At 66.2% G+C, this 22,901-nt stretch carries 20 protein-coding genes; 17 read left to right on the forward strand and 3 right to left on the reverse strand.

Translation table 11 applies throughout. The annotated features are described in order from the left end of the window. The first annotated feature begins 59 nt into the window (after window positions 1-59). Entirely contained in the window at window positions 60-1,070 is a 1,011-nt protein-coding gene (locus tag ACNA0R_RS14875) for a Bug family tripartite tricarboxylate transporter substrate binding protein (RefSeq protein ID WP_415826798.1), read from the forward strand. Between the two features lie 32 nt (window positions 1,071-1,102). Then, window positions 1,103-2,710, forward strand: a complete 1,608-nt coding sequence (locus ACNA0R_RS14880) for a gamma-glutamyltransferase family protein (protein WP_415826800.1) — start codon at window positions 1,103-1,105, stop codon at window positions 2,708-2,710. A 59-nt stretch (window positions 2,711-2,769) separates the two neighbouring features. Here ACNA0R_RS14880 and ACNA0R_RS14885 read toward each other — a convergent pair whose 3' ends face one another. Beyond that, complete coding sequence (locus tag ACNA0R_RS14885) at window positions 2,770-3,972, reverse strand: cytochrome P450 (protein ID WP_415826801.1); 1,203 nt, start codon at window positions 3,970-3,972, stop codon at window positions 2,770-2,772. A gap of 361 nt (window positions 3,973-4,333) precedes the next feature. On the opposite strand from ACNA0R_RS14885, the gene ACNA0R_RS14890 reads away from it, so the two are divergent. The 3 genes from ACNA0R_RS14890 (at window position 4,334) to ACNA0R_RS14900 (ending at window position 10,199) form a co-directional block, all read left to right on the forward strand. After that, a complete protein-coding gene (locus ACNA0R_RS14890) occupies window positions 4,334-6,565 on the forward strand; it encodes an NADP-dependent isocitrate dehydrogenase (RefSeq protein WP_415826802.1) in 2,232 nt (743 codons plus the stop codon). Between the two features lie 226 nt (window positions 6,566-6,791). Beyond that, window positions 6,792-9,716, forward strand: a complete 2,925-nt coding sequence (locus ACNA0R_RS14895) for an autotransporter outer membrane beta-barrel domain-containing protein (protein ID WP_415826803.1) — start codon at window positions 6,792-6,794, stop codon at window positions 9,714-9,716. Between the two features lie 156 nt (window positions 9,717-9,872). Next, complete coding sequence (locus tag ACNA0R_RS14900; RefSeq protein WP_415826804.1) at window positions 9,873-10,199, forward strand: XRE family transcriptional regulator; 327 nt, start codon at window positions 9,873-9,875, stop codon at window positions 10,197-10,199. 75 nt (window positions 10,200-10,274) lie between these two features. Here the strand turns inward: ACNA0R_RS14900 and ACNA0R_RS14905 are convergent, their stop codons facing one another. Further along, window positions 10,275-11,048: an IclR family transcriptional regulator domain-containing protein gene (locus ACNA0R_RS14905; RefSeq protein ID WP_415826805.1), complete on the reverse strand. Its 774-nt coding sequence runs from the start codon at window positions 11,046-11,048 to the stop codon at window positions 10,275-10,277. A gap of 199 nt (window positions 11,049-11,247) precedes the next feature. On the opposite strand from ACNA0R_RS14905, the gene ACNA0R_RS14910 reads away from it, so the two are divergent. From ACNA0R_RS14910 to ACNA0R_RS14935, 6 genes are all read left to right on the forward strand, one after another. Beyond that, on the forward strand, window positions 11,248-11,721 hold the full coding sequence (locus ACNA0R_RS14910; RefSeq protein ID WP_415826806.1) for a MaoC family dehydratase: 474 nt from the start codon (window positions 11,248-11,250) through the stop codon (window positions 11,719-11,721). A 10-nt stretch (window positions 11,722-11,731) separates the two neighbouring features. Next, the gene (locus tag ACNA0R_RS14915) at window positions 11,732-12,166 is read left to right on the forward strand and encodes a MaoC family dehydratase (RefSeq protein ID WP_415826807.1); all 435 of its coding nucleotides are present in this window, start codon (window positions 11,732-11,734) and stop codon (window positions 12,164-12,166) included. Window positions 12,167-12,232: 66 nt separating this feature from the next. Then, window positions 12,233-13,219, forward strand: a complete 987-nt coding sequence (locus ACNA0R_RS14920) for a Bug family tripartite tricarboxylate transporter substrate binding protein (RefSeq protein ID WP_415826808.1) — start codon at window positions 12,233-12,235, stop codon at window positions 13,217-13,219. Window positions 13,220-13,229: 10 nt separating this feature from the next. Further along, window positions 13,230-14,519, forward strand: a complete 1,290-nt coding sequence (locus tag ACNA0R_RS14925; protein ID WP_415826809.1) for a CaiB/BaiF CoA transferase family protein — start codon at window positions 13,230-13,232, stop codon at window positions 14,517-14,519. Window positions 14,520-14,531: 12 nt separating this feature from the next. Next, window positions 14,532-14,948 (forward strand): Zn-ribbon domain-containing OB-fold protein, encoded by a 417-nt coding sequence (locus ACNA0R_RS14930; RefSeq protein WP_415826810.1) that lies wholly within the window; start codon window positions 14,532-14,534, stop codon window positions 14,946-14,948. Further along, a complete protein-coding gene (locus ACNA0R_RS14935) occupies window positions 14,945-16,102 on the forward strand; it encodes an acetyl-CoA acetyltransferase (RefSeq protein WP_415826811.1) in 1,158 nt (385 codons plus the stop codon). Before ACNA0R_RS14930 ends, ACNA0R_RS14935 begins: the two co-directional genes overlap by 4 nt. A 1-nt stretch (window position 16,103) precedes the next feature. On the opposite strand, the gene ACNA0R_RS14940 is transcribed toward ACNA0R_RS14935, so the two are convergent. After that, window positions 16,104-16,814 carry a GntR family transcriptional regulator gene (locus tag ACNA0R_RS14940; protein ID WP_415826812.1) on the reverse strand — a complete coding sequence of 237 codons (711 nt, stop codon included), beginning with the start codon at window positions 16,812-16,814 and terminating at the stop codon, window positions 16,104-16,106. A gap of 211 nt (window positions 16,815-17,025) precedes the next feature. On the opposite strand from ACNA0R_RS14940, the gene ACNA0R_RS14945 reads away from it, so the two are divergent. The 6 genes from ACNA0R_RS14945 (at window position 17,026) to ACNA0R_RS14970 (ending at window position 22,856) form a co-directional block, all read left to right on the forward strand. Continuing rightward, complete coding sequence (locus ACNA0R_RS14945; RefSeq protein WP_415826813.1) at window positions 17,026-18,189, forward strand: thiolase domain-containing protein; 1,164 nt, start codon at window positions 17,026-17,028, stop codon at window positions 18,187-18,189. A 4-nt stretch (window positions 18,190-18,193) separates the two neighbouring features. Continuing rightward, window positions 18,194-18,601 (forward strand): Zn-ribbon domain-containing OB-fold protein, encoded by a 408-nt coding sequence (locus ACNA0R_RS14950; protein WP_415826814.1) that lies wholly within the window; start codon window positions 18,194-18,196, stop codon window positions 18,599-18,601. Further along, a complete protein-coding gene (locus ACNA0R_RS14955; protein ID WP_415826815.1) occupies window positions 18,598-19,488 on the forward strand; it encodes a MaoC/PaaZ C-terminal domain-containing protein in 891 nt (296 codons plus the stop codon). Before ACNA0R_RS14950 ends, ACNA0R_RS14955 begins: the two co-directional genes overlap by 4 nt. Beyond that, window positions 19,485-20,402: an SDR family NAD(P)-dependent oxidoreductase gene (locus ACNA0R_RS14960; RefSeq protein WP_415826816.1), complete on the forward strand. Its 918-nt coding sequence runs from the start codon at window positions 19,485-19,487 to the stop codon at window positions 20,400-20,402. The genes ACNA0R_RS14955 and ACNA0R_RS14960 overlap by 4 nt, the downstream gene beginning before the upstream one ends. Before the next feature lie 94 nt (window positions 20,403-20,496). Continuing rightward, on the forward strand, window positions 20,497-21,693 hold the full coding sequence (locus tag ACNA0R_RS14965) for an acyl-CoA dehydrogenase family protein (protein ID WP_415826817.1): 1,197 nt from the start codon (window positions 20,497-20,499) through the stop codon (window positions 21,691-21,693). An 11-nt stretch (window positions 21,694-21,704) separates the two neighbouring features. Then, entirely contained in the window at window positions 21,705-22,856 is a 1,152-nt protein-coding gene (locus ACNA0R_RS14970; protein ID WP_415826818.1) for an acyl-CoA dehydrogenase family protein, read from the forward strand. Window positions 22,857-22,901: the final 45 nt, after the last annotated feature.

The raw sequence follows: 22,901 nt of genomic DNA on the forward strand, positions 1-22,901 counted from the left end.
GTAATCGTGCCCATGCGCGCCCGCCATCCGTGGGCGCGCTTTATCTGGAAAGACCACGCATGCGTACTCCATCATCCGCCTTCTCGCCCCGGCAACTGGCCGTCCGTCTGCTGGGCATGCTCGCGCTGACGCTGGGCCTGGCCGCCGGCCATGTCGGCGCCGCCCGCGCCGCCTACCCGGACCACGCCATCCAGGTGATCATCTCCTTCCCGCCGGCCGGCGCCACGGATGTGCTGGCGCGCGCCATCGGCCAGAAGCTGTCCGCCGAACTCAAGCAATCCGTCATCGTGGAGAACCGGCCCGGCGCCGGCGGCGCCATCGGCATCCAGGCCGCCGCCAAGGCGCCCGCCGACGGCTACACGCTGTACTTCGCCGCGGTCACCAATGTGGCCGTCGCCGCCGCGCTGTACCCGAACTGGCCGGCCGACCTGAGCAAGGACTTCAAGCCCATCGCGGGCGTCGGCATCGTCCCGCACATCCTGGTGGTGCCGGAAACCCTGCCCGTGAGCAACGTGGGGGAATTGGTTTCCTATCTGAAGGCCAAGCCGGGGCAGTACAACTTCGCGTCGCAAGGCACCGGCACGCTGTCGCACCTGGAGGCCGAGCTCTTCGCCTTGAAGACCGGCGTGAAGGTCACGCACATCCCCTACAAAGGCAGCGGCCAGGCCCTGCCCGAACTCGTGTCGGGCTCGTCCAGCTTCATGTTCGACAGCATCCCGGGCTCCATGGCGCTGGTCCAGGCCAAGAAGCTGAAGGTCCTGGCGGTGGCGTCCGGGTCGCGCGTCGGCCTGCTGCCCGACGTACCCACCATGAAGGAAGCCGGCATCGCCGGCGTGCAGGCCGACAATCTGTTCGGCTTCGTCGCCCCCAAGGGCACCCCACAGGCCGCCATCGATACCATTTCGCAGGCGCTGCAGAAGGTGCTGGCCCTGCCGGACCTGAAAGCCGCCATGGTGGCGCAGGGCGCCGAACTGATCTACACCCCCGCGGCGCCGTTCGCCGAAGCGATCGCCAAGGAACACAAAACCTGGTCGGACGTGGTCAAGGAAGCGAAGATCTCCATCCAGTAAGATGGCTCCTCCCCACGCCTAGGCTAATTCCAATGACGACGTTCAAGCCGGAGTTCTGGTCCTTTCCCTACACCTCGCAGCGCATGCCGGTCCTGGCCGACAACGTCGTCAGCACCTCGCAGCCGCTGGCCGCCAGCGCCGGGCTGAGCATGCTGATGCGCGGCGGCAATGCGATGGACGCCGCCCTGGCCACGGCCATCGCGCTGACGGTGGTGGAACCTTGCATGAACGGCATCGGCGGCGATGCCTTCGCCATCATCTGGGACGGCAAGGAACTGCACGGCCTGAACGCCAGCGGCCGCGCGCCGGCCGCCTGGACACCGGATCGCTTCGCGCACCTGGACAGCATGCCTTTCCGCGGCTGGGACGCGGTCACCGTGCCGGGCGCGGTATCGGCCTGGCGCGCGACCAGCGAACGGTTTGGCTCGCTGCCTTTCGAAGACCTGTTCGAGCCCGCCATCCGCCTGGCCCGCGACGGCTACCTGGTTTCGCCCACGGTGCAGCGCCAATGGCAGGCGCAGGTGCCGGGGCTCGTCTCGCAACCCGGCTATGCCGAAGCCTTCGCGCCGAACGGCCGCGCGCCGCTGCCCGGCGAACGCTTCATATGTCCCGGCCAGGCGGACACCCTGGAGAAGATCGCCCGTACCAAGGGCGACGCCTTCTACCATGGCGAACTGGCGGCCGCCATCGCCGCCCATGCGCGCAACACCGGCGGCAGTATCACCGAAGCCGACCTGGCGGCGCACCGGGCCGACTGGGTCGAGCCCATCCGCATGAAGTACCGCGACGTCGAACTCGTGGAGATCGGCCCCAACGGCCAGGGCATAGGCGCGCTGATGGCGCTCGGCATGCTGGACACGTTCGATCTGGGCGCCCTGCCGGTGGACTCCGCGGCCAGCGTGCACCTGCAACTGGAAGCCATCAAGCTGGCCTTCGCGGATATGTATGCCCACGTGGGCGATCCGACTTCCATGACGGAGGTCACCGCCGCCCATCTGCTCGATCGCGATTACCTGGCGCGCCGCGCCCGCGCCATCGACCCGCGCCGCGCGTCCTACCCGGGCCACGGCAACCCGCACGGCGGCGGCACGGTCTACCTGACCGCCGCGGACCGCAACGGCATGATGGTTTCCTTCATCCAATCGAATTTCAAGGGGTTCGGTTCCGGCGTGGTGGTGCCCGGCACCGGCATCGCCCTGCACAACCGCGGCTGGGGCTTCAGCACCCGCGCCGGCCATCCCAACCAGGTCGGGCCGGGCAAGCGGCCCTTCCACACCATCATTCCCGGATTCGTCATGCGGGGCGGCGAGCCCTTGATGACGCTGGGCCTGATGGGCGGCTCCATGCAGGCGCAAGGACACGCGCAGGTGCTCTGCCGCCTGGCCGACTACGGCCAGAACCCCCAGGCCGCCAGCGACGCCCCGCGCTTCCGCATCAAGGACGACAACCGCGGCGTGGCGATGGAATGGAACACGCCCGCGGAAACCCTGCGGGGCCTGAAGGACATGGGCCACGATATCAGCCTATCCCCCCGCTTCGACACCGAATTCGGCTGCGCGCAAATGGCGATGCGGCTGGAAAGCGGCGGCTATCTGGCGGCGTCGGATCACCGCAAGGATGGCTATCCGGTGGGGTGCTGAGGCCAGGTCTGGCCTGATGGATCAGGACGCGGCCCGGACTTCATTCCGGGCAGCACTCATCAATGCGTCACCACCAGCGCCTCCACCCCCCGCACCGTATTGCGCTTGCGCCACCGCAGGTCATCGAGGTCGACGATGCGCATGCCGGGCAGGCGCTCCAGCAGGCTGCCCAGGCCGATCTGCAGTTCCATGGCCGCCAGCCTGGCGCCCAGGCAGTAATGGATGCCGCCGCCGAAGGGCAGCAGCCGGTTGCCGGTTTCCTCGCGCTCGATCGACAGGCGGTCGGGCTCGGCGAAGCGGCCGGGATCGCGGTTGGCCGCGCCCAGGCTCATGAAGACGATGGATCCCTTGGGCAGCGCGATGCCGCCGGCCTCCGTGTCTTCCAACGCCACGCGGGTCAGGAACTGCACCGAGCTGTCGTAGCGCATGCACTCGTTGATGGCTTTCGGCAGCAGTTCCGGCCGCTGCGCCAGCAGCCGCAGTTGGTCCGGATGCTGATGCAGCGCGATCAGGGCGTTGCCTATCATGTTGGCCGTGGTCTCGTGCCCCGCGACGAACAGCAGGATCACGTTCGACACGATTTCATCTTCGGTCAGCCCCTGCCCATCCTCGCGCACCGATAGCAGCACGGACACCAGATCCTCGCCCGGCCGGCGGCGCCGCGCCTCCACGACGCCGCGAAAATAATCCTCGACCTTCAGCATGGCGGCGTTGACCTGCGCCAGCGCCGGGGCGGCCAAGGGCGCGGCTTCCAGCGCCTGCACCAGCTGGCTGACGTCGCGCTCCAGCATGTCGGCGTCTTCGACCGGAATATCCAGCAACCGGCAGATGATCCGCACCGGCAGCGGCTGGCTGTAAGCAGGCACCAGGTCGAAAGCCTGGCCGCGCGGAAAAGCGCCGATCAGTTCGTCGGCGACTTCCTGGCAGACCTGGCGCAGGCCGTCCACCCGGCGGGCATCGAAGGCCTTCATCAACAGCGCGCGCAGACGGGTATGCGTCGGCGGGTTCATCATCAGGAACATGCGCGCCAGTCCCTGGAAGATAGGCTGCGATGGCCCGTCTTCGCCATAGCGGGCGCGTATGCTCTCCATATAGCCCTTGCCCATGCGGCGATCCACCAGCATGGCATCGATCATGTCGTAATGACCGGTCATCAGGATATGGGGGGCGACATTGAACAGCTTGCCGCGCGCGCGCATTTTCTCGTACAGCGGGTAGGGATCGCGATAGAACTCGGGGGTGGACAAGTCCTGCAGATTCATAAGACAGCTCCAAGCTCGAAACCGCGCCGGCCAGGCGGGCCCGGCGCGTATCCAACGCGCTAGTTAACACGGACTTCATGGCGTTTATTCCATCGCGGTCCCCCACACTTTCCTGAAAGAGGGACAAGCCGTAACCGGGCCGGCGCCGCTCCAGGCGGCGCGCCGGACGCCGGTGCTAGAATCTGTAACGACCCCCGCCCTGTTGTATATGGACACGGCACGCGACCGCGGTCGCCATCCCGGCGCCAGGCCGCGGCGCGCCGCGAGCATGCCCGCGGCCCGTACACCGGCCAGCCGGACACGTCGCAGGGACCGGACAACATTTCCGCCATTCCACCGTTTGAGTGAGGTTCACGAGCAAATGTCTACCACGTCGAAGATCATCTACACGCTGACCGACGAAGCCCCGGCCCTGGCCACCTATTCGCTGCTGCCCATCGTCCAGGCCTACACCCGCTCGTCGGGCGTCGCCGTCGAAACCCGCGATATTTCGCTGTCCGGCCGCATCATCGCCGCCTTCCCCGAACTGCTGACCGACGCCCAGAAGATCTCCGACGACCTGGCGGAACTCGGCCGCCTGGCGACCACGCCGGAAGCCAACATCATCAAGCTGCCCAACATCAGCGCTTCGATGCCGCAATTGAAGGCCGCGATCAAGGAACTGCAGCAGCAGGGCTACAAGCTGCCCGATTACCCGGACGAGCCCGCCAACGACAAGGACAAGGACGTCAAGGCGCGCTACGACAAGATCAAGGGCAGCGCCGTGAACCCCGTGCTGCGCGAAGGCAACTCCGATCGCCGCGCGCCGCTGTCGGTCAAGAACTACGCCCGCAAGCACCCGCACAAGATGGGCGCCTGGTCCGCCGACTCCAAGACCCACGTGTCCCATATGGACAGCGGCGACTTCTACGGCAGCGAAAAATCCGCGCTGATCGCCAATGCCGGCGCCGTCCGCATCGAGCTGGCCACCGCCGACGGCGCCACCAAGGTGCTGAAGGAAAAGACCCCCGTCAAGGCCGGTGAAATCATCGACGCCGCGGTTCTCAGCAAGAACAAGCTGCGTACCTTCCTGGAAGCCCAGGTCGAAGACGCCAAGAAGCAGGACGTGCTGTTCTCCGTCCACCTCAAGGCGACGATGATGAAGGTCTCCGACCCCATCATCTTCGGCCACGTGGTGTCCGTGTTCTACAAGGACGTGCTGACCAAGCACGCCGACACGCTCAAGCAAGCGGGCTTCGACCCCAACAACGGCATCGGCGACCTGTACGCCAAGATCGCCGGCCTGCCCGCCGACAAGCGCGCCGAGATCGAAGCCGACATGCAAGCCGAATACGCCAAGCGTCCGCGCCTGGCCATGGTGAACTCCGACAAGGGCATCACCAACCTGCACGTGCCCAGCGACGTCATTGTCGACGCCTCCATGCCCGCCATGATCCGTGAAGGCGGCAAGATGTGGGGTCCGGACGGCAAGGCCTACGATGCCAAGGCCGTGATTCCCGACCGCAGCTACGCCGGCATCTACCAGGTGGTGATCGACGACTGCAAGAAGAACGGCCCCTTCGATCCCGTCACCATGGGCACCGTGCCCAACGTCGGCCTGATGGCGCAGGCGGCCGAGGAATACGGTTCGCACGACAAGACCTTCCAGATTCCGGCCAACGGCACCGTGCGCGTGGTCGACGAGTCCGGCAAGGTGTTGCTGGAGCAGCCGGTGGAAGCCGGCGACATCTGGCGCATGTGCCAGACCAAGGACGCACCGGTGCAGGACTGGGTGAAGCTGGCCGTGAACCGCGCCCGCGCCACCGGCACGCCCGCCGTCTTCTGGCTGGACAAGGACCGCGCCCACGACGCGCAGATCATCGCCAAGGTCGAGCGCTACCTGAAGGACCACGACACCAAGGGCCTGGACCTGCGCATCATGACGCCCACCGAGGCATGCAAGTTCTCGATCGAGCGCATACGCAAGGGCCAGGACACCATCTCGGTCACCGGCAACGTGCTGCGCGACTACCTGACCGACCTGTTCCCCATCATGGAACTGGGCACCAGCGCCAAGATGCTGTCCATCGTGCCGCTGATGGCCGGCGGCGGCCTGTTCGAAACGGGCGCGGGCGGTTCGGCGCCCAAGCACGTGCAGCAGTTCGTCGAGGAAGGCTTCCTGCGCTGGGATTCGCTGGGTGAATTCCTGGCCCTGGCCGCGTCGCTGGAACACCTGGCCGACGTCCACAACAACACGGCCGCCCGCGTGCTGGCCAAGACGCTGGACGAAGCCACCGGCAAGTTCCTGGACAACGACAAGTCGCCCGCCCGCAAGGTCGGCGGCCTGGACAACCGCGGCAGCCATTTCTACCTGGCGCTGTACTGGGCCCAGGCCCTGGCGGCGCAAACGGAAGACAAAGCGCTGCAATCGAAGTTCGCCGGCATCGCCAAGACCCTGTCGGACAACGAAGCCAAGATCGTGCAGGAACTGGCCGCGGCGCAAGGCAAGCCGCAGGACATCGGCGGCTACTACCGCCCGAACACGGAAAAGACCAGCAAGGCCATGCGGCCCAGCGCCACGCTGAACCAGGCGTTGAAGCAGCTGGACGCGTAAGGTCCTTACGCGCGTCGCGTTGAAAGCAGGCCCCGGGTCGAACCCGGGGCCGTTTCATTTGTTGATCAATCATTCCGTTCACCAAGCATTCAGTCTTTAACCGCCCGGTCATAATCGTCACGTAGCGTTACAGCCCTTTGACCTATCTACCTAAAGGGCTGTAGACATGCCGAAGTTGAAGCGCCCGATGGCGCCCGCCACCCTGGCCGCCGCATTGGCGTCTGTGATGACGTCTTTCTCCGCGCAGGCGGTGTCGCCACCGGTCGTCATCGGCAGCGGCGTCACGGATACGACACGCCGCACCATCCAAGGCAGCGACAGCGTCACCGTGGAAAGCGGCGGCACGATCAATACCTCCGGCACCTCGTTGACGATCAATTCGGCTGTCCCGACGCAGGGCGTGTCGATCACCAACTCGGGCACGATCAAGTCCGGGAATCGCGGCATCGATACCAGCGGCAGCACCGCGGGGTCGTCCTTCAACTTCACGTTGACGAACAAGGCCGGCGGCATCATCACCACCAGCGATGACGGCGTCCGCATCAATAACGACGTCCGGGTCGGCCGCATCGTCATCGAGAACGCCGGCACGATTACGTCGCAGAGCGGCCAGGCCATCGACTTCGACAAGATCAATACCGCCGGCAACGTCATCATCAATAACCGCGCCGGTGGCCTGATCCAGGCCAAGGACGCCGATGCCGTGCGGCCGGGCGAAGGCGGGCTGGTCAACAACTGGGGCGCGATCGTGTCCTCCGCGCCCGCCAATACCTCCGGCGATCCGGAAGACGACCCGTCCAATGACGGCGTCGATATGCAGGGCCACGCCGCCGCCGTCCACAACTATGCGGGCGGCCTGATTTCGGGCGCGCGCCACGGTATTACCAGCGACGTCAATGTCGACGTCATCAACGAAGCCGGCGGCGCCATCATCGGCCGCAATGGCTCCGGCGTCGGATCGGACGGCGATGGCACCGTCGTGAACCGCGGCACCATCATCGGCGCCATCGACAGCACGTCGGTAAACGGCGACGGCGATGGCGTGGATATCGACGGCAAGGCCGATATCACGAATACCGGCACCATCCAGGGCGCCGGCGCCAAAGGCGAAAAGGACGGCTCGCCCAACAACAGCGAAGGCATCGCGGCAGGCGGCGGCATCATTCGCAACCTGACCGCGCAGTCCCTGATCAGCGGCCAGACCAACGGCATCCTGATCGACGACAGCGCGGAAGGCGCCGCGCCGCATGCGACCACGCTGGTCAACGAAGGCACGGTACGCGGCGTTACCGGTTTCGGCGTCAAGATCATCGGCAACCAGGCCGACACGGTCACCAACTCGGGCCTGATCGAAGGCGGCAACGGCCTGGCACTGGACCTGGGCGGCGGCAACGACACGCTCAACATCCTGACCGGCTCGCGCATCGTCGGGCTCGTGGATGGCGGCGCCGGCAGCGATACGGTGAACCTGATAGGCAGCGGCACCTTCGCCGGCGGCATCAACTTCGAGAACCTGACCGTCAGCGGCGGCAGCTGGGTGCTGACCGGCAACCAGCAATACGCCAACGGCGTCAGCATCGGCCAGGGCGCCACCCTGGATGTGCAAGGCACGCTGGCCGGCACGCTGACCATCGGCCAGGGCGCGCTGTTGAACGGCAATGGGACCTTGGGCAGCGCGAACGTGGCCGGCACCATCGCGCCGGGGCATTCGATCGGCACCCTGACGTTTACCGGCAACTATGCCCAACTCGCGGGTTCGACGTACCAGGCCGAGATCGCCAATGGCGGCGCGTCCGACCTGATCAAGGTCTCGGGCAGCGCCTCGGTGGCGGGCAACGTGATCGTGACGCCGTTGCCCGGCACGCAGATAACCCCGGGCCTGCGCTATACCATCCTGTCCGCCGTACAGGGCGTGACGGGAAGCTATGGATCGGTGTCGAGCGCGACGCAGATGCTGTTCCTGCAGCCGGCGCTGTCCTACGACCCCAACAATGTCTATCTGGCCTTCGATCGCAATGCCACGCGCTACGTCGACGTTGCCGAGACCGGCAACCAGCGGGCGGCGGCACGCGGCGCCGACAGTCAACCCTATGGACAGCTCGTGCACGACACCATCGCGCTGATGAACGATCCCCGCGACGCCCGCGCCGCGTTCGACAGCCTGTCCGGCGAGATCCACGCCAGCCTGAAGAGCTCCCTGCTGGAAGACAGCCACTTCGCCCGCGATGCGATCAACGATCGCCTGCGTGCGTCCTTCACGGACAACGCGGCCGAGCCGCCGCGCGTGGCCAGCGCGGGAAGCGCGGGCGCGGTGCTGCCCGCATCCGGCCGTCCAGCCGTATGGGGCCAGGCCTATGGCGCCTGGGGGGACATCGACGGCAACGGCAACGCCGCCAAACTGGAGCGCAGCATCGGCGGCTTCATGGTGGGCGCGGACTTTCCCGTGGCTTCCACATGGCGCGCCGGCGTGGCCGCGGGCTACGACCGCACGGACCTGAACGTGGATGGCCGTTCCAGCAGCGCCGACGTCGACAGCTATACGCTAGCGGCCTACGCTGGCACGCAGCTCGGCGCGCTGGGCCTGCGCTTCGGCGCCGCCAATACCTGGCATCGGATCGATACGCAGCGCGACGTGGCTTTCGCCGGCTTCGCGGGGACCACGAACCAGGCCTCCTACGACGGCAACACGGCGCAGATCTTCGGCGAAGCCGGCTACACCTTGCGGTATGGCACCGCCAGCTTCGAGCCCTTTGCTGGCGTCGCCTACGCCAACCTGCACACGCAGGGCTTCGACGAAGGCGGCGACACCGGCTTGTCCGGCCGTAGCGACAACACCGGCGTCACCTACACCACGCTGGGCCTGCGCGCCACCAAGGCGGTGGAAGCCGGCGGCACCACCGCGCTCTTGCACGCAATGCTGGGCTGGCGCCACGCCTTCGGCGACACCACGCCCACCGCCACGCAATCCCTGCCCGCCGGATCGCCGTTCACCGTTTCCGGCGTCCCCATCGCCAAGGACGCCGCCATCCTGCAAGCCGGCCTCAACGTCCAGGTCGCCAAGAATGTCCGCGTGGACCTGTCGTACCAGGGCCAACTCGGCGACGGCGTCCGCCAGAACGGCGTCATGGCGAACGTCAAAGTGCGGTTCTGAACGCTGCAGCGCTATCGGCACACGCCATACGTTTCGGACGTTGATACATGAAAGACCGCCGCGCACATCGCGGCGGAACCTTCCATTGCGTATGGATACAACGCCTTTCCCGCGGAGCGTTCCTTGGCAACGTCGTGCATTCAATGGAAGGGATACATGGCCAAGAAATTTTCGTTGCTGCGTGCCGGACTTGACCCGGAGATTCGGGCGAATGCCGAGGCGAAGGCGCAGTCGATGCTGGCGGAGATGCCCTGGCAGAAACTGCGGCACGCGCGCGGACTGTCGCAGAAAATGCTCGCCGAACTGCTGCACATGCAGCAGCCCTCCATCGCCAAGTTGGAGAAACGTACCGACATGTACATCTCCACGCTGCGCAGCCATATCGAGGCCATGGGAGGCGAGCTTGATGTGATCGCGCGTTTTCCCGATGGCTCGGTGAAGATAAGCAATTTCTCGGAGATTGATGAGAACGCCGCGGCCTGAATCGGTGGTCGGCAACCCACCGCCGGCATCGAGCAGCCGGCATGAACCGGCACGCCGCTGCGCCCTGCGCAACGGCTACCGCAATCCCACCATCGTCGACCGTAGCTGCGACGCGGTCTGGCGCAAGGGCTGGAGGAACTCCGCCACGGCGGCGTCCTCCTGATAGGCGCCGGCCGGCAGGCTGACGTTGATGGCGGCGACGATGGTGCCGTCCTGGTCGCGCACCGGCACGGCCAGGCCGGCGATGGAGTCGTCCAGTTCGCCATCCACCCAGGCATAGCCGCGTTCGCGCGCCTGCACGATGGCCTCGCGCAGGCGATCGCGATCGACCACGGTGATCGTCGTCAACTTCTTCAGCTTCGCGCTTTGCAGATACGCGTCCAGCGCATCATCCTCCAGCCCGGACAGCAGCACGCGCCCCATCGACACGGCATGGGCGGGCAGCCGGCTGCCTAGCGAGGGGCTCATGGACAGGATGCGCTTGGTGTGCAGGCGCTGCACGTAGACGATGTCTTCCTCGTCCAGCACCGACACGGCGCAGGATTGCCCGATGCGCGCGCCCAGTTCTTCCAGCGCCAGCTGCGATTGCCGCCAGAACGGCAGCGTGTACAGGTACGACAGGCCCAGCCGCAGCACCTTCGGCGTCAGCCAATAGTGCTTGCCATCCGTCTTCACGAAAGACAACTCGATCAGCGTCATCAGGAAGCGCCGCACCGCCGTGCGCGGCAGCTCCACCGCCGCCGCGACGTCGGCCAGCGTCTGGCGCGCATCCCCCTGTCCCATGGTTTCGATGATCTTGAGCCCGCGCGCGAACGTGCGGACGAAGGACTCGCTTTCCGGCGTTGCCATGAATGCTCCAAAGGTCACGATGGGACGAACGGGCACGCGCGTGCTTGACACTCGTGCCCCGACTCCCCACAATGACCGTATAGCGGATGAATATATCCGCTTAGCGGTCATTATAAGCAGCCCGACCGCATCGCGCAAGTCCGTGCGGCGGCCGACGTCCGGACGCGCGGCTCCTCCCAACACCCGCCCTGGAAAGGCCATGACACAAACCACATTCGAGACAGATTTCTGGAAAGACGCCGCGGCGCGGAAGATCTGGGACGACATCGTCCCCGGCGAGCCCCGCAAAACCATCCCCTACACGCTGACGCTGGAAGCCATCCAGAAGTACTGCAAAGTCGTGGGCGACATGCACCCCCTGTACTTCGACGAAGACTATGCCAAGAAGTCGCCTTATAAAGGCCTGATCGCCCCGCCCGCCATCCACATCCTGCTGATGTTCGCCTGCACACCCACCGACGATTGGATGCGCAGTCCCGGCACCGTCAACGCCGGCCAGTCCTGGAGCTACAACAAGCCGGCACGGCCAGGCGACGTCATCCGGCTGGAGGCCCGCGCGCTGGACAAGTTCATCCGCAAGGACCGCCTGTTCGTCGTGCACGACAACGTCTTCTTCAACCAGAACAACGAAGTGATCTGCTCCGGCCGCGGCTGGACCATCCGCCCCATGTAAGGAGACAACGATGACACAAGCATTCGACACGCTCGCGCCCGGCCACAAGATCGAGGGCCAGCCCTTCACGCCCACGCGCGAATCCATCCGCGCGTTCTGCGAGGCCTCGCTGGACTACAACCCCCTGCACTGGGACGACAACTACATGCAGGGCAACTTCGGCAAGACCAATTTCGGCGGCATCATCATGCACGGCATGAACAATTTCGGCGTCATCACGCGCATGCTGACCGACTGGCTGTACGAACGCGGCGGCGTGCAGCGCCGGCTGGAAACGCGCTGGAAGGCTCCCGTCAAGCCGGGCGACACCATCACGCCGCATGGCGTGGTCACCGCCACCCGCAAGACCGACAAAAGCCGCTGGGCCACCCTTGACGTGCAAGTGCTGAACCAGCGCGGCGAAACGGTGGCCGTCGGCGAAGCCATGGTGGAGTTCCCGCACTGAACGCAGCCTGCACCGCTCGCATCGCGCGCGCGACGTGCAGGCAGAGGACCAACGAGGAGACAGAAAATGAAGACATGGTTGCGCAACGCGGCCGCCCTGTTCCTGGGCGCCCTATGCGTGGGGCCGCTGACGGCCGCCGCGCAGACTTTCCCCGACCACGCGGTTCGCATCGTCGTGCCCTTCCCGCCGGGCGGCACGACCGACATCCTGGCGCGCATGCTGGGCAACGCCCTGGGCGCGGAATGGAAACAGCCCGTGGTCATCGAGAACAAGCCCGGCGCCAGCGGCACCATCTTTTCCGAACAGCTGGCCCGCACGCCGGCCGACGGCTACACCTTGATGGTCACCGCCACGCACCACGTTATCAACCCCGCGCTGTACAAGAACCTGCGCTACGACAGCAAGACCGACTTCACGCCGATCGCGCAGGTGGCGGCCGTCCCCAACGTGCTGGTGGTCAACACGGAATTCGCCGAGCGCAACCGCATCAACACCGCGGCGGACCTGATCGCCTACGCCAAGGCCAATCCGGGCAAAGTGAATTTCGGCTCGGCCGGCACGGGCGGCGCCAACCATCTGTCGGGCGAACTGTTCAAATCGATGACGGGCGTCAGCATGGTCCACATTCCCTACAAGGGCGCGGCGCCGGCGCTGAACGACCTGCTGGGCGGGCAGATTCCGGTGATGTTCGACTCGGTACCCGGCGTGCTGCAGCACATCAAGGCCGGCAAGCTGCGCGCGCTGGGCGTCACATCGCTGACGCGCTCCGCCGCACTGCCCGACGTGCCGACGCTGGACGAGGCCGGCATCAAGGGCTTCGAAGCCACCGCCTGGTTCGGCCTGTACGCACCCGGCAAGATGGACCCGAAGCTGAGCGCGAAGCTGTCGCACGACGTCCTGGCGGCCTTGAACACGCCGGCAATCAAGGAACAGTTCGCGCAGCAGGGCGCGGTACCGGGCACGATGACGCAGCCGGAATTCGCCCGCTTCGTCAGCGCCGAAATGGACAAGTGGGCCAAGGTCATCAACGACGCCCACATCACCATCCAGTAGGAACAGCGGAATGACGGCAACGAGCAACATCCCCGCGGGCGACCAGGATCCCGCGGGCCGGCAGACCAGGAAGGCCCTGTCGCACATCCGGGTACTGGACCTGTCGCGCATCCTGGCCGGCCCCTGGTGCACGCAGAACCTGGCCGATCTGGGCGCGGAGGTCATCAAGGTGGAGCGCCCGGGCACCGGCGACGACACGCGCGGCTGGGGTCCGCCCTGGATCCGCGACGGCGCCGGCCAGGACACACGCGACTCCACGTACTATGCGGCCGCCAATCGCGGCAAGAAATCGCTGACACTGGATATCTCCACACCCGAAGGCCAGCGCATCGCGCGCGACCTGGCGGCGCAGAGCGACGTGGTCATCGAAAACTACAAGATCGGCGACCTGAAGCGCTATGGCCTGGATTACGACAGCCTGCGCGCCATCAATCCGCGCCTGGTGTATTGCTCCATCACCGGCTACGGGCAGGACGGACCCAGCGCCAGCAAGCCGGGCTACGACTTCGTCTTCCAGGCGATCGGCGGCTTGATGAGTATTACCGGCGAACGCGATGACCTGCCCGGCGGCGGCCCGCAGAAGGCCGGCATCGCCATCGCCGACGTCATCACCGGCATGTACGCCACCATTGCCATCCTGGCCGCGCTCAATCATCGCGACGTATCGGGACTGGGCCAGTACATCGACATGGCCTTGCTGGACTGCATCGTCGCGCTGGGCGGCAACCAGGTCACCGGCTACTTCGCCACCGGCAAGGCGCCGCGCCGCTACGGCAATGCGCACGCCAGCCTGGTGCCCTACCAAGTCTTCACCGTGGCCGACGGCGAGATCGTGGTGGCGGTGGGCAACGACGATCAATGGCAGCGCTATTGCGCCGCCATCGAACGGCCGGACCTGGCCGCCGATCCGCGCTGGCACAAGGTCACCGGCCGCATCCAGGGCCGCGACACGCTGGTGCCCATGCTGGCCCGCGCCATGCTGGACCGGACCGCGGGCGATTGGCTGCAGCGCCTGGAGGCCAGCGGCGTGCCCTGCGGCCGCATCAATGACTACGAACAGGTATTCCAGGATCCGCAGGTGGTGCATCGCGGGCTGCGCGTCGACATCCCGCGGCCGGCGAACGCCGACATCGATGGCGTGGTATCGACCATCGCCAGCCCGCTGCGGCTGCGCGACACGCCGCCGCGCTACGACCTGCCGCCGCCGCGGCTGGGCGACAACACGGAAGCAGTGCTGGGCACTTTGCTCGGCTATACCGCGCGACAGATCGCCGAGCTGCGCGAGCGGCGCATCGTTTGAGACGGAGCAGCCATGCAGGAATCTCCCTTGGCCATTTACCGCCGCCATCTGGCGGCGGGCCGGCTTGCCTATCAATACGACCCGGCGACGGCACGCCCCGCGTTTCCGCCGCGCGTGCTGGCCCCCGGCTCGGGTGCGCGCGAGCAGGACATGGAATGGCGCGTCAGCGCGGGCCTGGGCACCCTCCACGCCGTCACCATCGTGCATCCCCGCGATCAGGATCCCTACAACGTGGTGCTGGTGGATATGGATGAAGGCTTTCGCCTGATGAGCCGGGTGGAAGGCGATGCGGCGCAATCGCCCGCGATCGGCATGCGGGTACGCATGCGCGCCCACGCTCCCGCCGACGGCGGCGAGCCGTATCCTGTGTTCGAGCGCCTGGACCCGCTGGACTCGCCCGGCTTCTCCGGCTCGCGGGAGGCGGCATGAACCAGCCATTGCGTCGCGGCAGCGTGGCCATCGCCGGCGCCGCCGAATCCGACCTGGGCAAGGTCGCGCCCGGCCTCGGCCCTGTCGACCTCATGGCGCAGGCCACGGGACGCGCGCTGGACGACTGCGGCCTGTCCCTGCGCGACGTGGACGCCGTATTCGCCACGACATCGCAAAGCCGCATGCCCACCCTGGCATTGTGCGAGTACCTGGGCATCCAGCCGCGCCATCACGACGCCACCAATATGGGCGGCGCCTCGTTCATGACGATGGTCGGCCGCGCCCAGGCGGCCATCGAGGCCGGCCTGTGCGAGGTCGCGCTGATCGCCTACGGCAGCACCCAGCGCAGCATGGGGCGCGCCAACGTCGCCGCGCCCGACCTCAATCCGCACGAAACGCCCTACCGCCCGCTGTACACGGCCAGTTCCTATGCGCTGGCGGCGTCCCGCCACATGCATGAATATGGCACCACGCGGCGGCAGCTGGCGGAAATCGCCGTGGCGGCGCGGCAATGGGCCTTGCGCAATCCCGCGGCGTGGGAGAAAAAGCCCTTGACCGTCGACGAGGTGCTGGCATCGCCCATGATCAGCGAACCGCTGACGCTGCGCGACTGCTGCCTGGTCACGGATGGCGGCGGGGCGCTGATCGTGACCAGCGCCGCACGCGCCCGTGACCTGCGGCGCGCGCCGGCGTACGTGCTCGGCGTGGGCGAGGCGATCAGCCATTACTCGATTTCCGCGATGCCCGACCTGACCACCACCGCGGCCGCTCAATCCGGCGCCCTGGCCTACCGCATGGCGGGCCTGGCGGCCAGCGACATGGACGTGGCGCAGCTGTACGACGCCTTCACCATCACCACGCTGCTATTCCTGGAAGACCTGGGCTTCTGTCCCAAGGGAGAAGGCGGACGCTACGTGGAGAATGGCCGCATCGCCCCGGGCGGCGAAATGCCGGTGAATACCAGCGGCGGCGGCCTGTCGTATTGCCACCCCGGCATGTACGGCATCTTCGCCTTGATCGAAGCCGTACGTCAGCTGCGCGGCGATTGCGGCGAGCGCCAGATCGCCGGCTGCGAGACGGCCTTGGCGCACGGCAATGGCGGCACGCTGTCCAGCCAGAGCACGGTGATCCTGGGCGGCGCGGCGACGCTCTGATTCACGCTCGTCCGCGGGTCGCCCTTTGCGTAAAAAGCTGGGCGACGCGGGCATGCGCGGCTTCAACGATTTCGTCCTGGCGCCGACCGATGTGCTTCTTCAGCAATGCCGTACACGCGTCGAGGTCGCGGCGCGCCAGCGCGTCGATGATGGCATTGTGATCATGATGCGTGGCCCGGCGCGTGGGCGCGCCCACGTCGATCCAACGCACGAACTGTATGCGTGCATTGATGTTGTCCAGGACGCGCGACATTTCGAGATTGCCCGCGAGCGCGACGAAGCGCTGATGGAATGCCTCGTCCTGCGCGATCAACTCCAATTGCGAACAGCCGCTCTCGGCAACGTCCTCTCTTACCATGCTCGCCACCGCGGCGATCTGTTCATCGCTGGCGCGCTCCACGGCCAGCTGCGCCGCCGCCACTTCCAGCGAGGCCCGCAGTTCGTATAGGTCGAACAGCTCCTTGGGATCCAGGTTCCTGAAGAAGAAGCCTTTTCCCGGCACGGAGCGCAGGAAGCCTTCCGTCGTAAGGCGATGCAGTGCTTCGCGCAAAGGCGTGCGGGAAACATTCAACTCCCGCGCAAGCTCTCCCTCATTCAACCGCTCCCCCGGCAGGAAGGCATGCGTCACCGCCTTCGCCCGCACGGCGGCATACACCGTCGCGGCGATGTTCTCGGCCAGCGCCGACGGGTCCATCTGATCAGCAGTAGACATGTGGTTTCAGCGATATGCGCGGCTGTGTCCGCCGTGTGCGCCACGGCGCGCTCGCCGGCGGCCGCCGGCTGTCGGGTTACGGCGCCTACATGTTAACCCTATTGCCAAGCTCCTGAACTTAGACCAGAATTCAGACCTGAATACAGAACGGTATTCTCTTAGGCAGAACGCCGGGCGGGCAGCAAGGCGAACCATCAGCAGGGAAGTACTTATGACGATCAAGGGACGAGCCTGTATCGCGGGCGTGTTCGAACACCCTTTACGCAAGGCCGAACAGCATTCCGTCGCGCAGCTGCACGCGGAGTGCGCGCGCGGCGCCCTGGCCGACGCCGGACTCACCGCCCGCGACGTGGACGCCTACTTCTGCGCCGGCGACGCTCCCGGGCTGGGCCCCTTGTCCATGCTCGACTACCTGGGACTCACGGTCAGGCACGTGGACACGACGGAGACCGGCGGGTCTTCGTACCTCATTCACGTCGCGCACGCGGCCCAGGCGATTGCCGCGGGCAAGTGCAACGTCGCCTTGATCACCCTGGCGGGCAAGCCGCGCACCGACCCGTCGACGGCCAAGCCGCGCGAATACGGGGCGACCTCGCCCGACTCCGCATTCGAGCTGCCATTCGGGATGAATACGCTGGCCGGGTACGCCATGGTCGCGCGGCGTCACATGCACGAATACGGGACCACGGCCGAACAGCTGGCCTGGATCAAGGTTGCCGCCTCCAGCCACGCGCAGCACAACCCCCACGCAATGCTCCGCAAGCCCGTGACGGTGGAAGAAGTCATCCATTCGCCGCTCGTGGCGGATCCCCTTCATCGCCTGGATTGCTGCGTCGTCAGCGACGGCGGCGGGGCCTTGATCGTGACGCGGCCTGAGATCGCGCGCAGCCTGGCGCGCCCGGTCGTCAGCATCCTGGGCGCCGGAGAAGCCACGCGTGGCGTTTACGGCGGGAGCGGTGACCTGCTCGTTACCGGCGCCGCGCAATCGGGCGCGCGGGCCTACGCGGAAGCCGGCGTAACGCCGGCCGACATTCAGTACGCGTCGATTTACGACAGCTTCACCATCACCGTTCTTTTGCAGCTGGAAGACCTGGGTTTCTGCCGCAAGGGCGAAGGCGGCCCTTTCGTACAGGACGGCAACCTTATTTCCGGCGTCGGCCGCCTGCCCTTCAACACCGATGGCGGCGGCTTGTGCAACAACCACCCGGCCAATCGCGGCGGCATCACCAAAGTGATCGAGGCAGTCCGCCAGCTGCGCGGCGAAGCCCACCCCGCCGTCCAGGTGCCGAACTGCGAAATCGCCCTGGCCCAGGGAACGGGCGGCAATCTGGGCGCCCGCCACGGAAGCGCCACCCTCATCTTGGGAAGGAGTTGACCGAATGTTCGTGGACAACCGGGAGTGGCCCGCGCCTGCCACCAACCCTGAAAACGAAGCGTTCTTCACCGCCGCCGCGCAAGGCAAGCTGCTCTACGGCCATTGCGTCGCCTGCGGGCGGGCCCACTACTACCCCCGTCGAAGCTGCCCGCATTGCTTTTCGGCCGCGGTGGATTGGGTAGAAGCGAGCGGGCGCGGGCATATCCATACGTACACCGTCATGGGTAGCGAAGCGGACCGGCAGGTCCTTGCATTCATCGAACTGGAAGAAGGCGTCCGCATGCTCAGCAACATTGTCGGCGCGTCGTCCGCGCAACTGGCCGTGGGCGCCAGGGTACGGGTGGCCTTCGGCCGCGCCGGCGCAGTACGAGTGCCCGTTTTCGTTATGGACGACGCGGAGCGAGTCGCATGAATCTCGACGCCGTCAGAACATGGACCCGAACCGTCGTTCACGAGTACACCACCCGCGATTCGGCGCTTTATGCGCTGGCGGTCGGCGCCGTGTCCGATCCGTTGGATCCCCGCCAGCTGCGCCTGGTGGATGAGGCCGACCAGGTCGTGGTGCCGACCATCGCCGCCGTGCTCGCATCACCGGGATTCTGGGCCCGCGACGACAAGTCCATGGGTATCGATGCGACACGGCTGATCCAGGGGGAACAACGTATCGCATTGGACCGGCCCCTGCCGGCCCAGGGCCGCGTCGCCGGCATTTCGCGAGTGTGCCGCGTCACGGACAAAGGCAAGGGCAAGGGCGCGCTGATCACCGTATGCAAGACCTTGCAGTCCGAGGACGGAGACGTATACGGAAGGGCCTGGCAGCTGTTCTATTGTCGCGGCGACGGCGGCTTCTCGGCCAGCGGCGCGGACGACATCCTCCTGGCGGACGGCGTTCCCGAGCCGCTGCAACCCGCGCCCGCGCGCGCGCCGGACAAGCGCGCCGCCTATCAGGTCCGCGACGATGCCGCGCTGCTCTACCGGCTTTGCGGGGATAACAACCGATTGCACATCGACCCGGCGACCGCCCGGCAAGCCGGTTTTCCGCGCCCCGTTCTACATGGCCTGGCCACTTATGGCTACGCCGCCGTGGCGGTTATCCGGGCCTTTGCGCAAGGCGATGCAGCACAGCTGACGAGTTTCGACGCGCGGTTCTCCGCGCCGGTCTACCCGTCCGACGAGATCGAATTCCGGATGTGGGATGAAGGCAGCCATGTAGCGCTCGAAGGCTATGTCGCCGCGCGCGACGCCGTCGTCATCAGCCATGCCCGAGCCTGTTTCAAACCATCGGGAGACAGATCATGAAGCAACCCATGTCGGGCAAGGTAGCCATCGTCACCGGCGCCGGGGGCGGCATCGGCCGCGACATCGCATTGCAGCTCGCGCAGGCCGGCGCCCGCGTGGTGGTCAACGACATCGGTGTGTCGTTGAGCGGCGAAGGCCACGACGACGGCCCCGCGTCCGCCGTTGTCCGCGAAATCCGGACGGCCGGCGGCGAAGCCACGCCGAACACCGACTCCATCGCGACGCGGGCCGGCGCCCAACGTCTCGTCCGGCAGGCAGTGGACACTTACGGCCGGATAGATTGCGTCGTCAATAACGCCGGCATTCTGCGCGACCGCTTCTTTCACAAAATGAGCGATGAAGAATGGGACACGGTGCTGAAAGTGCATTTGTATGGCTCTTTCTATACCAGCAGCGCCGCCGCGCCTTTCTTCAAGGAACAAGGCAGCGGTTCCTATGTGCACATGACGTCGACCTCGGGGCTGGTAGGCAACCGCGCGCAGGCCAACTATGCCGCCGCGAAGATGGGCATCGTCGGCCTCTCCCGCACCATCGCCATCGACATGCAGCGCGCCGGCGTGCGTTCCAATTGCATTGCGCCGTTTGCCTGGGGGCGCATGGTCGCCTCCGTACCGATCACCACGGAAGAACAAGCGCAGGCGGCCGAGCGCAAGCAGCTTCTGATGACGCCCGCCAAGGTCGCGCCGCTCGCAGTCTATCTGGGCAGCGACCTCGCGCGAGAGGTAAACGGGCAGATTTTCGCGGTGCGCGGCAATGAAATCATGCTGATGAGCCAGCCGCGCCCGGTGAAGTCCGTGCACTTGTCCGAAGGCTGGACACCCGAAGGCATCGCCGAATACGCCTTGCCAGCCATGCGGGGCGCGCTCACGCCGCTGGAGGAAACCGCGGACGTATTCAACTGGCCGCCCATCTGAGCGCCCATCTGAGCGCACATCTGAGCCCGGCTCGACGCCGCCGCCCTGGCCTGGCCACCAATCCCCGCCGCTAATCGGTACAGCTGGAGAAATCGTGGATCTGAATTACAGTCCGCAGGATCTGGAGTTTCGCAACACCGTGGTCGCATGGCTGCGCGAGAACCTGCCAGAGGACCTGCGCGCCAAGGTGCTCAATCACAAGCGCCTGGACAAGGAAGACTTCGTACGCTGGCACAAAATCGTGGCGGCCCGGGGATGGGTCGGCGCGAGCTGGCCGGTCGAACACGGCGGGACCGGCTGGAGCACCGTGCAGCGCCACATCTGGGACGAAGCCTGCGCCGCCGCCGGCGCGCCCATCATCATGCCCTTCGGCGTCAACATGGTGGCGCCGGTCATCATGGCTTTCGGCAGCGAAGCGCAGAAACAGCATTACCTGCCCCGCATCCTGAACTGCGATGACTGGTGGTGCCAAGGCTATTCGGAGCCCGGCGCCGGTTCCGACCTGGCCGCCGTGAAGACGCGCGCCGAACGCGTCGGCGACCACTATATCGTGAACGGGCAGAAGACCTGGACCACCTGGGCGCAGTACGCCAACATGATCTTCTGCCTGGTGCGGACCGATCCGGGGGCGCGCAAGCAGGAGGGCATATCCTTCCTGCTGATGGACATGAATTCGCCCGGCATCACCGTGCGGCCGATCATCATGCTGGACGAGGAGCATGAGGTCAACGAGGTGTTCTTCGATAACGTCAGGGTCCCGGTGGAGAACCTGGTCGGCGAAGAAAACAAAGGCTGGACCTACGCCAAGTATCTGCTGGGCCACGAACGCACCAACATCGCGGCGGTCGGCCGCTCCAAAAGAGAACTGCGCTCGCTCAAGCGCCTGGCCATGCGGCAGGACAAGAACGGCCAGCCGCTGCTGCGGGACCCGGTATTCGCCGCTAAGGTCGCCTCTCTGGAGATCGAGCTGATGGGCCTGGAAATGCTGGTCCAGAAGACGATCTCCCAGGAAAGCCACCGGAAGTCCCCGGCCCCCGAAGCGTCCATGCTCAAGGTCAAGGGCAGCGAAATCCAGCTGGGTATTGCCGAATTGATGCTGGAAGCCGTCGGCCCCTACGGCGCGCCTTTCGACCCGGCGTTCATCGCCGGAGAACGCGCCCACTCGATTGCCGGCAATGACGATGCCGCCCCGCTGGCCTCGCTATACCTCAACTCGAGAAAGATCGCGATCTACGGTGGATCCAACGAAATCCAGAAGAACGTCATCGCCAAACTCGTGCTTGGTCTGTAAGGAGCAGGATCGTGGATTTCAACTACACGCAGGACCAGCAGCAATTCGCCGACGCGTTAAGGCGCTGGATCGGGAAGGACTATGGCTTCGAGACGCGCCGGGCCATCATCCGGTCTGAAACGGGCGTCTCGGAGCAGGCCTGGCAGGCGCTGGCCGAGCTTGGGATTCCCGCGCTGCCGCTGCCCGAGTCGATGGGAGGATTGGACGGTTCCCTGCTGGATATGTTCATCGTGATGGAGGAGCTGGGCCGCGGATTGATCGTGGAACCCGTCCTGGCCACGGCCATGGGCGCCGGGTTCCTGCGCTTGTCCGGCCACCATCCCGGGCAGCTCGAAGGCATCGCGGCAGGTCAATTGACGCTGGCCTGCGCGCTGGGCGAACGGGAGTCGAGATACGATCTGTTCGACATCACCACTTCGGCCACGCTCGCCGATGACGGCTACGTCCTGGACGGACTCAAGACTGTGGTCCCGCATGGCGCACAGGCGGACTATCTCATCATATCCGCGCGTACTTCGGGCGCTCGCCGGGATAGCACGGGAATCTCGTTGTTCCTTGTCCCCGCGGATGTGGCAGGCCTGGCCAGGCGCGACTACAGGACCATCGACGGCCTGCGCGCGGCGGATATCCATCTTTCGGATGTGCGTGTCCGCCGTGATTCGCTGCTTTGTCCCGCGGGCGAAGGCCTGGAGATGCTCGAAGCCGCGACCGACCACGGCATCGTGCTGCTCTGTGGCGAGGCGATCGGCGCCATGGAGGCGCTGAACCAGGCGACGCTGGAATACCTGAAGACGCGCGAGCAATTCGGCGTGCCGATAGGCAGCTTCCAGGTTCTGCAGCATCGCATGGTGGACATGGCCATCCATCTTGCGCAGGCCCGCGCCGTGGCCACGCTGGCGGCAGCCAGGCTTTCCGCCGCGCCGGGTCCGGACGATCGACGCCGGATGTCTTCCGCGGCGAAGGCCCGCGTAGGCCAGGCCATGAGATTCATTGCCCAACAGGCCGTGCAGCTGCACGGCGGGATGGGCCTGTCGGATGAACTTCCCGTATCCCACTACGTGAAGCGGCTGACAGTCATGGAGTCGATGCTGGGCGACACCGATCACCACCTGGCGCGCTTCGCGGCCCTCTCCCACGAATTGGGCGAGGAAGCCGTCGCCTGAGCACGCCGGCGGCCCACCCGCGGGCCGCATCCTATCCACGCCGTT

Source organism: Bordetella sputigena, from assembly GCF_965137885.1.
Lineage (GTDB): Bacteria > Pseudomonadota > Gammaproteobacteria > Burkholderiales > Burkholderiaceae_B > Bordetella_C > Bordetella_C sputigena.